Origin of the sequence: Cobetia sp. LC6 (genome assembly GCF_030264805.1) — a bacterium.
Taxonomy (GTDB): Bacteria; Pseudomonadota; Gammaproteobacteria; order Pseudomonadales; family Halomonadaceae; genus Cobetia.
The window spans coordinates 173,337-186,964 of sequence record NZ_JASSPL010000003.1 but is presented as its reverse complement, the minus strand read 5'-3'; the positions used below and the strand labels follow the sequence as shown (position 1 = coordinate 186,964).

Sequence of the window (13,628 nt, the reverse complement as noted above, 5' to 3'; positions counted from 1 at the left end):
GGCTGATCAAGCCCGGTACCTCAAGGCTCGATGTTTCAAGGCTTGCTGCCTCAAGACTCAGTGCGCCTGATTGAGGAAGCCTTCATCCAGCTTCAGCTCGTCATTGCGGTTGACGCCGATATCGCGGGACAGGATGTTGCTGGCGATCTGCTTGGCTTCTTCCAGAGAGTGCATCTGTGCGGTGCCGCACTGATAGATGTTGAGCTCCGGAATCTCTTCCTGACGCGCCACGTTGAGCACGTCCTGCATGGCAGCAGACCAGGCTGCGGCAACGCGAGCTTCTTCCGGTTCACCGATCAGGCTCATGTAGAAGCCGGTACGGCAACCCATCGGTGAGATATCGATGATCTCGACATCATCACCGTTGAGATGCTCGCGCATGAAGCCGGCAAACAGGTGCTCGAGGGTGTGAATGCCTTTCTCGGAGAGAATCTCTTCATTCGGCACGCAGAAGCGCAGGTCGAAGACGGTGATGTTGTCGCCTTTCGGGGTGCCCATCTTCTTGGCCACGCGCACGGCAGGCGCCTTCATGATGGTGTGATCGACAGTGAAGCTATCCAGCAGTGGCATGTGAAGCCTCCAGCATGAGGAAGTGAGACAGGCAGGCAGTTGCCCGCCCGGATTCATGTCTGAAGGGTAGCATATCGCCGCTGTTGATTAGAGAGGCAAGCGCGCCGTGCGCAGGGTTCTCGCCGGGCAGGCGCGCCTCACAGATAGCTTTCGGCAGCGGCTTCACAGCTCACGCAGCGGCGCTGGGACTTTCCCGGCTCACCATCCGATATGGGGTGGTTGAGCTCACCATCGAGCAGGCGGTTGGTGAAGTCGGCCAGGTTGGCCACTACCAGCACGTCCTTGAGGCCCTCGCCATCTGCCAGCGTCTTCTGGCCCTTGCCGGTCATCACCAGCGCGGCGTGACAGCCGGCCTTCTGGCCCGCGATGAGGTCACGCAGGCTGTCGCCCAGCATCCAGGCTCCTTCAAAGTCGGGAATCTGCAGGGCATCCTGGATCTGGTGGAGCAGGCCGGGTTCGGGCTTGCGGCAATCGCAGCCGTCGTCCGGGCCATGCGGGCAGTACGCAATGTGAGCGATATCGCCACCGGCTTCCTTCACCAGCTGCATCATCTTGGTGTGCATCTGGTCGAGTTCGCGGTGGCCGAAATGGCCACGGGCGATGCCGGACTGATTGGTCGCCACGGCCACGGTATAGCCAGCGCGAGTCAGACGGGCGATGGCCTGGATGGAAGTGGGGTATTCGATCCACTCCTCGGCGTTCTTGACGAAGGCATCGGAGTCTTCATTGATGACACCATCACGGTCGAGCACGATCAGTTTTTGCATGGTCAACTCTTCACTTCAGGGCAGTCAGGGGCGTCAGCCGGGCTGCTTGTCAGGGGTCGCCGCTTTGCCTGGGAAATTGTGAGCCGAGTCACAAGATGACGCTCGCACGTGGGGATGGGCAAATGGCGCCGAGTGCTCGAAGTGCGTGGTGCGACAGGCTGCCGCGCTTTTCGAACACTGTTTCTATACTGGAATACTAGTGCGACCTAGGTAGGGGATCAAGGCAGAAATTGTGACATCGCTGCCGTGTTGCGTGAAATCCTGTCACGCAACACGGCATTTCAGGACCCCGGATACAAAAGAACCCCGCCGTGGCGGGGTTCTTTTGCAGAGGCTGCGGTTCAACGATGTCAGGGACACCGTGGATCGGCAGATCTCATTGGGTCAGCAGACTGATGTCGGCCACACCCATGAACAGGCCTTGCAGACTCGCCAGCATCGCCAGACGATTGGCACGCACGGCGGCATCGTCGGAATTGACCATCACCTGATCGAAGAAGGCATCAACCGGTTCGCGCAGGCTGGCCAGTGCATCGAGGGCCTCCTGGTAGCGCGCCGCTTCGAACAGTGGTGCCACTTCCGCGCCACGTGCCGTCAGGGCGTCTGCCAGTGCCTGCTCGGCCGGCTCGCTCAACAGGCTTGCGTCCACTTCGGTGCGACCATCGTGCTCGGCCTTGGCGAGGATGTTGGAGACTCGCTTGTTGGCTGCCGCCAGAGCAGCGGCTTCCGGGCGTTCGCCGAAGGCGTGCACGGCACGCAGACGCCGCGCGAAGTCCAGCGGGTTGCTGATCTTCAGGGTACGCACGGCCAGGTACAGCTCGGCACCCATGCCTTCGTCGCTGGCCCAGGCGCGGAAGCGATCGAGCATGTACTCGAGCACGTCCTCGACCAGTCCTTCGGCCTTGGGCAGATCACGATGCTGCTCGGCGCTGACGGTCAGCAGCTCGCGCAGGTCGAGGTCCAGCTCACCCTTGATCAGGATGTTGAGCACCCCGATGGTGGCGCGACGCAGCGCGAACGGGTCCTTGGCGCCGGTCGGACGCTGACCGATACCGAAGATGCCGGTCAGGGTGTCGAGACGGTCGGCCAGGGCAATCGCCATGCCGGCCTTGGTCGTGGGGATCGCATCGCCGGCGAAGCGCGGCAGATACTGTTCTTCCAGCGCGAGAGCGACGGTGGCATCTTCGCCATCGTGACGGGCGTAGTAGTGGCCCATGATGCCCTGCAGTTCCGGGAACTCCAGCACCATCTCGGTGACCAGGTCGGTCTTGGCCAGCTGTGCAGCACGTGCGGCGTGGTCGACATCGGCGCCGATGCGTTCCGCGATGTGACGTGCCACGGCTTCGCTGCGACGGGCCTTCTCGGCCATGCTGCCCAGCTTCTGCTGGAAGACGACGCTCTCGAGCTTCTCGCGACGCGATTCCAGCGTGCTGCGCAGGTCGGTCTCGTAGAAGAAGGCGGCGTCGCCCAGACGCGGACGAATCACCTTCTCGTTACCGGAGATGACCTGTTGCGGGTCCTTGCTCTCAATATTGGAGATGGTGATGAAGGCCGGCTTGAGCTTGCCGTCATTGTCCAGCAGGTGGAAGTACTTCTGATTGGCCTTCATGGAGGAGATCAGACACTCCGCCGGCACTTCCAGGAAGCGCTCGTCGAAGGTGCCCGTCAGTGCCACCGGCCATTCCACGAGGCCGTTGACCTCGTTGAGCAGGGCCTCCTCGATGACGGCGTTGGCACCATAGACTTCTGCCTCGGCCTGGACCTGTTCGCGGATACGCTCACGACGCACCTCACGGTTGGCCAGCACGCGGGCGCCTTCCAGCGCGTCGAGGTAGTCCTCGGCGTGCGCCAGCGTGATGGCCTGCGGCGCATGGAAGCGGTGACCGAAAGTGGTACGACCGGAGTCGAGGCCGAGCACGCTGGCCTCGATCACTTCGCTGCCGTAGAGCGCGACCAGCCAATGCACCGGACGCGAGAACTCGATGCGTGAGGCACCCCAGCGCATGTTCTTCGGCACCGGCAGGCGAGCCACGACCTGCTCCAGCATGGTCGGCAGCAGGGCGGAGAGATGCTCGCCCGGCTGGGTGTGACGATAGCCGAGCCAGGTGCCCTTGTCGGTTTCCAGCTCGATCAGGTCACTGACTTCGACACCGCAGGAGCGGGCGAAGCCCTGCACCGCGCGAGTCGGTTCGCCATCCTTGAAGGCGGCGGCCTTGGCCGGTCCGCGCTTCTCGATCTCGCGGTCCGGCTGGCGCTCGGCCAGGGATTCGATCATCACCGCCAGACGACGCGGTGTGGCGTAGGCACGTACCTGACCGAAGGCGACTTCGGCGTCGCGCAGGCCCTCGGCGAGACCGTTGGCGAGGCTGTCAGCGAGTGCGTCGATGGCGCCCGGCGGCAGTTCTTCGCAGCCCAGTTCGATCAGCAGGGTATTCACGGAGGCCATGCTTACGCGTCTCCCTCGGTAGTGGTGTCATCGGCGGCGAGCAGCTCATCACGCAGCGCCTGCGGGGCCAGCGGGAAGCCGGCGGCCTTGCGCGAATCGTAATAGGCGTGGGCCACATCACGGGCGAGAGTGCGCACGCGCAGGATGTAGCGCTGACGCTCGGTGACGGAGATGGCGTGGCGCGCATCCAGCAGGTTGAAGGTATGCGATGCCTTCAGGACCTGCTCGTAGGCCGGCAGCGGCAGGTTGGCGGTCAGCAGCTTCTGGCACTCGCTCTCGCAGTGATCGAAGGCAGCGAACAGCTCCGGCACGGCAGCGTGCTCGAAGTTGTAGGCCGACTGCTCCTTCTCGTTCTGCAGGAAGACGTCGCCATAGGTCACGACGGAGCCGTCCGGCGCGGTGGTCCAGATCAGGTCGTAGACGCTGTCCACGTCCTGCAGGTACATCGCGATGCGCTCGAGGCCGTAGGTCAGCTCGCCGGTGACCGGGAAGCATTCGATGCCACCTGCCTGCTGGAAGTAGGTGAACTGGGTCACTTCCATGCCGTTGAGCCACATTTCCCAGCCGAGGCCCCAGGCGCCCAGCGTCGGAGATTCCCAGTTGTCCTCGACGAAACGGATGTCGTGGACCAGCGGGTCGATGCCCAGACGCTCCAGCGAGCCCAGATAGAGCTCCTGCAGGTTGGCCGGTGACGGCTTCATCACCACCTGGAACTGATAATAGTGCTGCAGGCGATTGGGGTTTTCGCCGTAGCGGCCGTCGGTGGGACGGCGGGAAGGCTGCACGTAGGCAGCGTTCCAGGTTTCAGGACCGATGGAACGCAGGAAGGTCGCCGGGTGGAAAGTCCCCGCGCCAACCTCCATATCCAATGGTTGCAGGATGATGCAACCCTGTTCGGCCCAGTATTGCTGCAGGGCCAGAATCAGGCCCTGGAAGGTTTTCACGTCTGGCTGTGTCATTGGTGAAGCCCGTTGGCCCATGAATTCGAGAACTGCCGAGTATACAATCCCCGCTTATCGGGTTATAGGCCGCAGACGAAACCGAGTGCGTGCCATTTCCAAATTCTGATGTGTCGCGTTCCTGAACGCGCGCGTTGCCTACAAGCCTCTAGAGGCTCTGGGAGCTCAAATGATCGTCGTTACCGGAGGCGCCGGTTTCATCGGTGCCAATATCGTCAAGGCACTCAATGACCGCGGCCGTACCGATATCCTGGTGGTGGATGACCTGAGTGACGGCACCAAGTTCGTCAATCTGGCGGACCTGACCATCGCCGATTACCTCGACAAGGACGACTTCCTGATTCGTGTCCAGTCGAGCCTGATGGGCGAGTATGCCGAGTTGCCGAAGATCGAGGCGATCTTCCATGAAGGTGCCTGCTCGGATACCACCGAGTGGGACGGCCAGTTCATGCTCGAGAACAACTTCGAGTACTCCAAGGTGCTGCTCAACTTCTGCGAAGCGAACCGGATTCCCTTCCTCTACGCGAGCTCCGCGGCGACCTACGGCGACAGCCAGGTCTTCAAGGAAACGCCAGAGTTCGAAGGTCCGCTCAACGTCTACGGCTACTCCAAGCTGCTGTTCGATCAGCACGTGCGCCAGCGCTGGGACAGCCTGACCACCCAGGTCGTCGGCTTCCGCTATTTCAATGTCTACGGCCCGCGTGAGCAGCACAAGGGCAAGATGGCCAGCGTTGCCTATCACCATCACACCCAGGTGAAGGCGGGCGAGAACCCCAAGCTGTTCGGTGCCTACGATGGCTTTGAAGCCGGCATGCAGAGCCGTGACTTCGTCTATGTCGGTGATGTGGTCGACGTGAACCTGTGGTTCCTCGATCACCCGGAAGCCTCCGGCATCTTCAATCTGGGTACCGGCCGCGCCGAGCCGTTCAAGGCGATCGCCGAGACCGTCATCGAGTACTACGAGAAGGGCGAGATCGAGTACATCGACTTCCCGGAAAACCTCAAGGGCCGCTACCAGAGCTTCACGCGTGCCGACATCGGCAAGCTGCGCAAGGCCGGCTGCAACGTCGAATTCAAGACCGTTGCCCAGGGCACCCGCGCCTATCTCGAATGGCTGAATCGCTGAGTTCGAGCACGTATGGACTGAGCACGGGTGGACTGAGTGCGAGCGCCTGCCTCGCAAGGGTGACGAGGCAGGGCAAGCGCACCCGCAAGGAGGATTGGCCGTGAAGAGGAGCAAGGCATGAGTGAGCGCATTCTGGTGGTCGGGCCCAGCTGGATCGGCGACATGGTGATGGCGCAGAGCCTGTTCATGACGCTGAAGCAGCGCTCGCCCGGCTGCCGGATCAGTGTGCTGGCGCCCGCCTGGTCGCAGCCGATCATCGAGCGCATGCCCGAGGTCGAGGAGGTACTGGCGCTGCCGGCGGGGCATGGTGACTTTGCTCTCAAGGCGCGCTGGCAGCTCGGGCGTTCGCTGCGAGGGCGCTTCGACCGCGCCATCGTGTTGCCGCGCTCGTGGAAGTCAGCGCTGGTACCGTTCTTCGCGCGCATTCCAGTGCGCGTCGGCTTCACTGGTGAGCAGCGCTACGGCCTGCTCACCGAGTGCCGCAAGCTCGACAAGTCGGTGCTCGATCAGACCGTCAAGCGCTTCACGTCGCTGGGCCTGCCCGTTGAGGAGGCCAATCCGCCAGTGGGCATTCCGGAGCCCGCTCTGGTCACCGACAGCGCCAATCAGTTGCGCTTGCGCGGCGAGTTGGGGCTGATGGCGCCGCCAGCGCCCATCATCGGCATGATGCCGGGGGCGGAGTATGGCCCGGCCAAGCAGTGGCCACTGGCGCACTTTCGCGCGCTTGCCGAGTCATTGACCCGGCAAGGGGCCGAGGTGCGTATCTTCGGTGGCCCCAAGGATGTCGCGGCGGGGGAGGAGATCGCCCAGGGGCTTGCAGGCGTTCACAACCTGTGTGGCAAGACGCGGTTGGCGGATGCGGTGGATCTGATCGCCGAGTGTCGGGAAGTGGTCAGCAATGATTCCGGCCTGATGCATGTCGCGGCCGCGGTAGGGGCCCGTATCCAGGGCATCTACGGCTCCTCGTCGCCGCATTACACACCACCGCTGACGGCCAATCGCGAGATCCACTGGCTGGCGCTGGAGTGTTCCCCCTGTTTCAAGCGCGTCTGTCCGCTGGGGCATACCAATTGTCTGAACCATATTGCTCCCGAGCGTCTGTTGACGGCGATCTCGCTGGATGAGGATGCGCGGTGAACCTGCCGAGAAACCGCACGACGGATGATCTGATCCACCCGCGCATGCGCGGGGCAATGCAGCGTGCTCAGCGGATAGAGGCGCTGCGTGCCTGGTGCGAGCACCACCTGATTCTGCCGTTCAGTCGTTGCTGGTTGATGCGTTGGAAACGCCAGCGTGCACGCCATCAGTCCCTTGAGCGCCGTGGCCTGCCGCGTCATGCGCTGGAAGACGTGATGGGGCAGGAGGCGTTGACGGTCTGGGTCAATCCGCGTGAGCTGGTGCGTGACGTCAACTTCGGGCGTGACAAGCGCAACCGGCCTTCCTCCAACGCCTTCATCTGGGATGGCGACTGGGACCTGCGGCGCGGTGCCTTCCGCTTCGGTTCACGCTCGCGTCTTATGCGGGACTTGATCGAGCATGGCGATGACCTGACGGTGACGGAGCGCTATCAGCACTTGAAGGCCTTGCTGGATGCAGGCAAGCCGTGGTCGTCACCGCGTGATGGGCTATTGATGGACAGCGAAGAGAAGATTCTCGGCTATCTGCGTTGTTATCGCGGTTATCTGCAGGACATGGCCGCCAATGGCTTCCGCCAGGGCATCACCAAGGACGAGATGGGCGTCGCGGTGACGCGCGATGGCCGTCTGCTCAAGATCAATCGTGGCCTGCATCGCCTGGCGATGGCGCAACAGGTTGGTGTACCCAGCGTGCCTGTCGTCATCAAGGCGGTGCACCGCGAGTTCTGGGACAGGGTGACCGCCGGTGCCGAAGGCGATGAGGCTCTGCAGCGTCTGCAGGCTGTGCTGCAAGAGTGTCGTCCCGAAAGCGAGCCCGGCCCGCTGGACCCCAGAACCTATCCCGTGCTGGGTGTGGACGAAGGCTGGCCGGATCTCCGCGGTCTGGAGGACGGTGACTCGCGCGCTTGAGCTGCTGACCTGCTGTCTGGAAAAGCGAAAAAAGCCCTGTTTCATTGTGATGTTTCACATGAAACAGGGCTTTTTTCGTTCTCTAGCCGGGTGATGGGTGCCTGCATGATAGGTGCTTGTGGGCCAGGTGTCTGGGATGAAAAGCGGTCTAGCGTGCCAGCCGTTGATAAAGCCCCAGATAGGCCTCGCCCATGGCGCTGGGAGTGAAGCGTGCCAGATGCGCCCGTGCCCCCTCGACCAGTCGCTCCCGACGTGGTGCATCAGCGACGAGTCCCTCGATGGCGGCAGCCAATGCCTGTGCATCGCCGGTGGGCACCAGCACGCCGGTGCTGTCGTCATGCACGATATCGGGGATGCCATCCACATCGCTTGCGATGATCGGTACACCGTGATCCATCACGTCGAGCAGAATCGAGCCGAGGCCCTCATTGCGTGATGGAAAGGCGAACAGATCGAAGGCTTCCAGATAGTCGCCGACATTGGTGTGGAAGCCTTCCCAGACCAGATTGTCGAGATCGGCACTTTCCGCCTTGAAGGCCGCTTCGTCCTCGCCGGCACCCAGGCAGACGAAGAGCAGCTGCGGGTGGCTGTCGCGCAGCCTGCGGGCCGCCTCGATCAGCACTCGCTGGCCCTTGTGGCGGTCCACCAGTGCGCCGACATGCCCGATGACGATGCGCCCCCCCGCGGACGTATTACCGAAGCGCTGGCGTAGCTCGGCCACGGCTTGCTTGTCGCTGGGCAGGTGGGCGAGAGTGCTGGGGATCAACGCCGTCTCACCCCATTGGCGCTCCCGCAGGTGAGATTCGATCACCGACGAAATCGCCACCCGGCAGGCGGCCGCACGATAGGTCAGGCGATTGAACGGCTTGTCCTTCACCGGCTGGGGCACCCGGCGTGTCAGCAGGTAAGGCGTGCCGGTGAGGCGCTGATGCAGCCATGCCCAGTGCACGGCCTTGGCTTCATGAGCATGCACGATATCGGCGCGGGGCTGGCCGAGATGGCCCTTGAAGCGTCCGCTGACCTCGATCACATCCACCGTGACGGCCAGCTCAAGCGCCGCCAGTTCGCTGATCAAGGGCGAGCCCTGCAGGCACACCAGTGACTGGCGGATCGGTGCGCCGGCTTCCCCGTCTTTCCCCGGGCTTGCGCGTCGCGCCAGGTCCGCGATCAGGTTGAGCGTCTGGCGCTCACCGCCGCGAAAGCCGCGTGCCAGATTGACATGGCGTACGTGAAGCGGGCGCGTCACACCTCGCGCGGCAGTCGGCTCACAGCTAGAGGTCATGGTCACCATACCTTGTTGAAATCTTCGGCCTCACGCACCTTGGCGTCGCGCTGGAATTCCAGCAGCTTGGCGTATTTCAGGTAGGCATTGACGCTGGCCGACAGCGCCACCGAGAAGCCATCGACGCCATCGCGGAAGCCGGCCTGGAAGACGAACTTGCGCATGAAGGCATTGCTGGCATGTAGGAAGGGAGTCAAGGCGTTGGCGCGTTTTCCCTTCTGATACATGATCTTGGCGGCGCGGTTCGAGAAACGGCCACTGGCCTTGACGAACAGTTCACCGAGATTGGCGAAGCTGTAATGCTCGAGATCGGCGTCCAGCTCGCAGGGATGGTTGGCCTGCACCGAGCTGTGCTGACGCGAATCGCGGAAGGCGAGTTTCTCGCGGTCATACAGGCGCAGGCAGTAATCGGGATACCAGCCGGCATGCCGTACCCAGCGCGAGCCGATGAAGTTGCGACGGCGCAGCGCGAAGCCATCGTGAGGCGTGCTGTCGAGTGCCAGTGCCCGGATGGCGCTGACGGCGCCGTCGGTCAGGCGCTCATCGGCGTCCAGTGACAGCACCCAGCGGTGGCTGGCATGGCTCGGCCCGACATTCTTCTGCGGCCCGTCGCCCAGGTAGGGTTGATCGATCACCACGGCGCCCATGTCGCGCGCCAGCTCACAGGTGGCATCGGTGGAGCCGGAGTCGACCACGATCAACTCATCGCAGACCTGGGCCAGCGAGCGCAGGCAGTCCTCGATGTTGTGGGCTTCATTGAGGGTGATGACGCAGCCGGTGATGGGCACCGCAGTGCGCAGCTTGCCATCGGGTGAAGGGGCGGCCGAGGCCTCGTCGCTCGTGTTCATGACGGTCTCTGTCTTGAGAGCGCCTGCAGCACGACGGGGTGTGGCAGGCGCCGATGGGACGCAGTGGCAGGCTCGCCTGGGCGAAGCGTCTGCCGACGATTCATGTCGCTATCGTACACCGCATGGCCGACGATGCCTTGCCGGGCGGTGTTCTGAAGTGCCGATCGGAAGCGCCATGCGTGAAGGGGCAGTCCTGGTCGGCTCAGGCTTGATAGGCGCTGCGGATGCGTGCCAGGCACGCCGCATGATGTGTCGGGGTGAAGCGGGCCAGCGAGCGGCCCAGGCGGGAGAGGTTGCTTTCGCGCCAGCGTGCATCCCAGGGAGTCTTGGCATGCAGCTGGCAGCGATCTAGATCGATCACGTAGACGCGTCCGCGTTCATCGATCAGTAGGTTGCGTGCGTTGAGATCGACATGCTCAAGCCCCGCGTCATGCACGGTACGGATGGCGTGGCCAGCCGTATCGAGCAGGCGGAGCAAGGTGTCGGGCAGCTCGGCCCCGGCAGGCAGGCGCTGTGCTTCGAGGGCGATCAGGTCATCGGCGAAGGCGCGTGCGCCGGGAATCAGCACCGTGATCAGGGCGGCCTCGTAGGTCAGGCCATGCCGCCACACGCAGGCGCCGACGGGCTCTGGCACCGGCAGCCCCTGGCGATACAGACGCTCCGTCAGGCGCAGTTCGGCGAAGGCGCGGGTACGCTCAAGGCCGGTATAGAGGTAGCGCTGACTGGCGAGCTTCGCGATCAGGCCGCCGCGACGATAGGGGCGCAGTGCCCAGCGGCGAGCCGGTGTCGCGGTGGTATTGGCGGGTTGCAGCTCGGCTGGCAAACGACAGACATCAAGGAACAGACTCGCCCCGCGCCCCGGCGCTTCGCCGGTCACGGCGTCGTGTTCACGCCAGAACGATGGCATGAACCAGTCCGGCGTCATTTGTGGCGCTGTTTCGCCATCATATAGAATGTGGGCATTCTCATTTCGGAAAACTGCCATCCGCATGAAGCATCCTCTCCCTGCCCAGCCCGCACATATCTGCGTGCTCCGGCTCTCCGCTCTCGGCGATGTCTGCAATCTTGTGCCAACGGTACGCGCCTTGCAGCGTCAGTGGCCTGAGGCCCGCATTACCTGGATCGTCGGCAAGGGGGAGCACAGTCTACTGTCCGGCCTGACCGGGGTCGAGTTCGTGGTCTACGACAAGTCCACCGGTCTTGCGGGCATGCGTGCCATCTGGCGACAGCTCAAGGACACGCGCTTCGATGTGCTGCTGCACATGCAGCAGGCGCTGCGCGCCAGTGCGCTGTCGCTGGGCCTCAAGGCCAAGGTGCGCATCGGTTACGATCGTGCGCGCGCCAAGGACTGGCAGTACCTCTTTACCACCCATCAGCTGGCCCCGCGAGAGCGCGCCCACGTGCTGGAGTCGTTCATGGACTTCGCGCGTACGCTGGGTGTCGAGGACTGCCGCCTCGACTGGCGGCTCGATGTGCCGTCCGAGGCCTACACCGAAGCCGCACGCGTCACCGGCGAGGCGCCGTATCTGATCATCAGCCCGTGTGCCAATCCGCGACTGCGCAACTTCCGCAACTGGTCGCCGGAAGGCTATGCGGCGGTCGTCGATCATGCCTGGCAGCAATATGGCATCCGCAGCGTGATGACCGGTGGCGGCAGCCCGCAGGAGCGTGAAATGGGCGCACGCATCAAGGCGCTGGTCAGCGAAGGCGCGGTCATCGATGCCATCGGTGGCACCTCGCTCAAGGGCCTGCTGGCGATGATCGATCGCGCAGTGGCGGTGATCGCGCCGGATTCCGGCCCGGTGCACATGGGCAATGCGCTCAACACCCCGGTGATCGGTCTGTACGCCACCACCAATCCCGAGCGTGCGGCGCCGTACTGCTGGCAGCATCTGGTGGTCAATCGCTATCCGGACGCCGTGAAGACCTATCTTCACAAGCAGATGGACGAGATCAACTGGGGCCAGCGCGTGCGCCATCAGGACGCCATGAGCCTGATCCGCGCCGAGGATGTCATCGCGCGTCTCGCTGAGCTGCTGGCGGACACCGATGGCGTCATTCGCGGCCAGAGCTGCGAACGTCTGCCGGTCGCGGCTGTCTCCTCTACGGATACCTCTTCTTCCCAATCCCCCTCTGCACGCGGAGACGCCTGATGAAGCTTGATCTGACTGCGCTTGAACAGGCTCGCCTGCTGGTCGTGGGTGATGTGATGCTCGACCGCTACTGGCACGGTGGCACCTCACGCATCTCGCCGGAAGCGCCGGTACCGGTGGTACGAGTCGGCGAGAGCGAAGACCGCCCCGGCGGTGCTGCCAACGTCGCGCTCAACATCGCCTCGCTCGGCGCACACGCCACCCTGGCCGGTGTCGTCGGTCAGGATGACAACGCCGCCATCCTTACCCGCGCATTGGAAAACGCCAATGTCATCACGCGCTTTCAGGCCAGTCACAGCGTGCCGACCATCACCAAGCTGCGCGTGATGAGCCGCAACCAGCAGCTGCTGCGCCTCGATTTCGAGGAGCCGCTGCACGAGGTGGATACCAGCGCGCTGGTGAGCCAGGTCGAGGACGAACTGGGCGCCAGTGGCGTGATGATTCTCTCCGACTACGGCAAGGGCTCGCTGAATCAGGTCGAGGCGCTGATCGCCGCCGCGCGTGCGGCGGGCAAGCGTGTGCTGGTCGACCCCAAGGGCAGTGATTTCTCGCGCTATCGCGGCGCCAGCATCATCACCCCCAACCTGACCGAGTTCGAGACCATCGTCGGGCCGTGCCGCAGCGATGAGGAACTGGCCGAGAAGGGCGAGGCGCTGCGTGCCGAGCTCGAGCTGGAAGCCCTGCTGGTGACCCGCAGCGAAAAGGGCATGACCCTGATCCGCGAGGGCTATCAGCCGCTGCACCTGCCGACGCATGCGCGTGAGGTCTACGACGTCACCGGTGCCGGCGATACCGTGATCGGTGTGCTGGGTCTGGCGCTGGCGGCCGGTCACGCCTTCCCGGAAGCCGTGATGCTGGCCAACCTGGCCGCGGGTCTGGTGGTTGCCAAGCCGGGTACCGCGACCCTGTCGGTGGCGGAGCTCTACACCGCACTGCACGGCGACAAGCTGGCGGAATTCGGCGTGATCCAGGAAGCGGCGCTCATCCCGGCAGTCAAGGCCGCCCAGGCACGCGGCGAGCGCGTGGTGATGACCAATGGCTGCTTCGACATCCTGCACGCTGGTCACGTGGCCTATCTGCAGGAAGCGGCGCGCCATGGCGATCGCCTGATTGTGGCCGTCAACGACGACGACTCGGTAGCACGCCTCAAGGGGCCGACACGCCCGATCAACCCGGTGCTGCGGCGCATGCAGGTGCTGGCGGGCCTCGGCGCGGTCGCCTGGGTGGTGCCCTTCAGCGAAGACACCCCGGCACGTCTGATCGAAGCCGTGCTGCCGGATGTGCTGGTCAAGGGCGGCGACTATCGCCCCGAAGAGATCGCCGGGGGAGAGGCGGTGATCGCCAATGGCGGTGAAGTCCGTGTGCTCGGGTTCGAGGATGGCGTCTCCACCACCGCGATGATCGCCACCATTCTCGATCGCGAGGACTAGGC

At 63.8% G+C, this 13,628-nt stretch carries 12 protein-coding genes; 5 read left to right on the top strand and 7 right to left on the bottom strand.

Annotated elements, in window-relative coordinates; all coding sequences use genetic code 11:
- Positions 1–57 precede the first annotated feature (57 nt).
- From luxS to glyQ, 4 genes are all read right to left on the bottom strand, one after another.
- On the bottom strand, positions 58–570 hold the full coding sequence (gene luxS / locus QQF40_RS05795) for an S-ribosylhomocysteine lyase (RefSeq protein ID WP_175088928.1): 513 nt from the start codon (positions 568–570) through the stop codon (positions 58–60).
- A 137-nt stretch (positions 571–707) separates the two neighbouring features.
- Entirely contained in the window at positions 708–1,337 is a 630-nt protein-coding gene (gmhB, locus tag QQF40_RS05790) for a D-glycero-beta-D-manno-heptose 1,7-bisphosphate 7-phosphatase (protein ID WP_175088929.1), read from the bottom strand.
- A gap of 376 nt (positions 1,338–1,713) precedes the next feature.
- Positions 1,714–3,783 carry a glycine--tRNA ligase subunit beta gene (gene glyS / locus QQF40_RS05785; protein ID WP_285460688.1) on the bottom strand — a complete coding sequence of 690 codons (2,070 nt, stop codon included), beginning with the start codon at positions 3,781–3,783 and terminating at the stop codon, positions 1,714–1,716.
- Positions 3,784–3,785: 2 nt separating this feature from the next.
- A complete protein-coding gene (glyQ, locus tag QQF40_RS05780; protein ID WP_107335756.1) occupies positions 3,786–4,742 on the bottom strand; it encodes a glycine--tRNA ligase subunit alpha in 957 nt (318 codons plus the stop codon).
- Between the two features lie 169 nt (positions 4,743–4,911).
- Between glyQ and rfaD the strand changes: the two genes are divergently transcribed.
- The 3 genes from rfaD (at position 4,912) to QQF40_RS05765 (ending at position 7,913) form a co-directional block, all read left to right on the top strand.
- Positions 4,912–5,868 carry an ADP-glyceromanno-heptose 6-epimerase gene (rfaD, locus tag QQF40_RS05775; RefSeq protein WP_175088931.1) on the top strand — a complete coding sequence of 319 codons (957 nt, stop codon included), beginning with the start codon at positions 4,912–4,914 and terminating at the stop codon, positions 5,866–5,868.
- A 117-nt stretch (positions 5,869–5,985) separates the two neighbouring features.
- The gene (waaF, locus tag QQF40_RS05770; protein WP_285460687.1) at positions 5,986–7,005 is read left to right on the top strand and encodes a lipopolysaccharide heptosyltransferase II; all 1,020 of its coding nucleotides are present in this window, start codon (positions 5,986–5,988) and stop codon (positions 7,003–7,005) included.
- Positions 7,002–7,913, top strand: coding sequence for a hypothetical protein (locus QQF40_RS05765; protein WP_285460686.1), 912 nt, complete (start codon positions 7,002–7,004; stop codon positions 7,911–7,913). The genes waaF and QQF40_RS05765 overlap by 4 nt, the downstream gene beginning before the upstream one ends.
- Positions 7,914–8,061: 148 nt before the next feature.
- Here the strand turns inward: QQF40_RS05765 and QQF40_RS05760 are convergent, their stop codons facing one another.
- The 3 genes from QQF40_RS05760 to QQF40_RS05750 form a co-directional block, all read right to left on the bottom strand.
- Positions 8,062–9,195 carry a glycosyltransferase family 4 protein gene (locus tag QQF40_RS05760; protein ID WP_285460685.1) on the bottom strand — a complete coding sequence of 378 codons (1,134 nt, stop codon included), beginning with the start codon at positions 9,193–9,195 and terminating at the stop codon, positions 8,062–8,064.
- Between the two features lie 2 nt (positions 9,196–9,197).
- Positions 9,198–10,043 (bottom strand): glycosyltransferase family 2 protein, encoded by an 846-nt coding sequence (locus QQF40_RS05755; protein ID WP_175088935.1) that lies wholly within the window; start codon positions 10,041–10,043, stop codon positions 9,198–9,200.
- A 202-nt stretch (positions 10,044–10,245) separates the two neighbouring features.
- Positions 10,246–11,028, bottom strand: a complete 783-nt coding sequence (locus QQF40_RS05750; protein WP_352230717.1) for a 3-deoxy-D-manno-octulosonic acid kinase — start codon at positions 11,026–11,028, stop codon at positions 10,246–10,248.
- Positions 11,029–11,032: 4 nt separating this feature from the next.
- On the opposite strand from QQF40_RS05750, the gene QQF40_RS05745 reads away from it, so the two are divergent.
- Entirely contained in the window at positions 11,033–12,196 is a 1,164-nt protein-coding gene (locus QQF40_RS05745) for a glycosyltransferase family 9 protein (RefSeq protein WP_285460683.1), read from the top strand.
- The gene (hldE, locus tag QQF40_RS05740; RefSeq protein WP_285460682.1) at positions 12,196–13,626 is read left to right on the top strand and encodes a bifunctional D-glycero-beta-D-manno-heptose-7-phosphate kinase/D-glycero-beta-D-manno-heptose 1-phosphate adenylyltransferase HldE; all 1,431 of its coding nucleotides are present in this window, start codon (positions 12,196–12,198) and stop codon (positions 13,624–13,626) included. Before QQF40_RS05745 ends, hldE begins: the two co-directional genes overlap by 1 nt.
- Positions 13,627–13,628 lie beyond the last annotated feature (2 nt).

Excerpts from the sequence above, each read along its gene's own strand:
- gmhB (WP_175088929.1), bottom strand. The coding sequence starts at position 1,337 with ATGCAAAAACTGATCGTGCTCGACCGTGATGGTGTCATCAATGAAGAC.
- luxS (WP_175088928.1), bottom strand. The coding sequence starts at position 570 with ATGCCACTGCTGGATAGCTTCACTGTCGATCACACCATCATGAAGGCG.
- QQF40_RS05745 (WP_285460683.1), top strand. The coding sequence starts at position 11,033 with ATGAAGCATCCTCTCCCTGCCCAGCCCGCACATATCTGCGTGCTCCGG.
- glyQ (WP_107335756.1), bottom strand. The coding sequence starts at position 4,742 with ATGACACAGCCAGACGTGAAAACCTTCCAGGGCCTGATTCTGGCCCTG.
- waaF (WP_285460687.1), top strand. The coding sequence starts at position 5,986 with ATGAGTGAGCGCATTCTGGTGGTCGGGCCCAGCTGGATCGGCGACATG.
- hldE (WP_285460682.1), top strand. The coding sequence starts at position 12,196 with ATGAAGCTTGATCTGACTGCGCTTGAACAGGCTCGCCTGCTGGTCGTG.
- glyS (WP_285460688.1), bottom strand. The coding sequence starts at position 3,783 with ATGGCCTCCGTGAATACCCTGCTGATCGAACTGGGCTGCGAAGAACTG.
- QQF40_RS05760 (WP_285460685.1), bottom strand. The coding sequence starts at position 9,195 with ATGACCTCTAGCTGTGAGCCGACTGCCGCGCGAGGTGTGACGCGCCCG.
- QQF40_RS05750 (WP_352230717.1), bottom strand. The coding sequence starts at position 11,028 with ATGGCAGTTTTCCGAAATGAGAATGCCCACATTCTATATGATGGCGAA.
- QQF40_RS05755 (WP_175088935.1), bottom strand. The coding sequence starts at position 10,043 with ATGAACACGAGCGACGAGGCCTCGGCCGCCCCTTCACCCGATGGCAAG.
- rfaD (WP_175088931.1), top strand. The coding sequence starts at position 4,912 with ATGATCGTCGTTACCGGAGGCGCCGGTTTCATCGGTGCCAATATCGTC.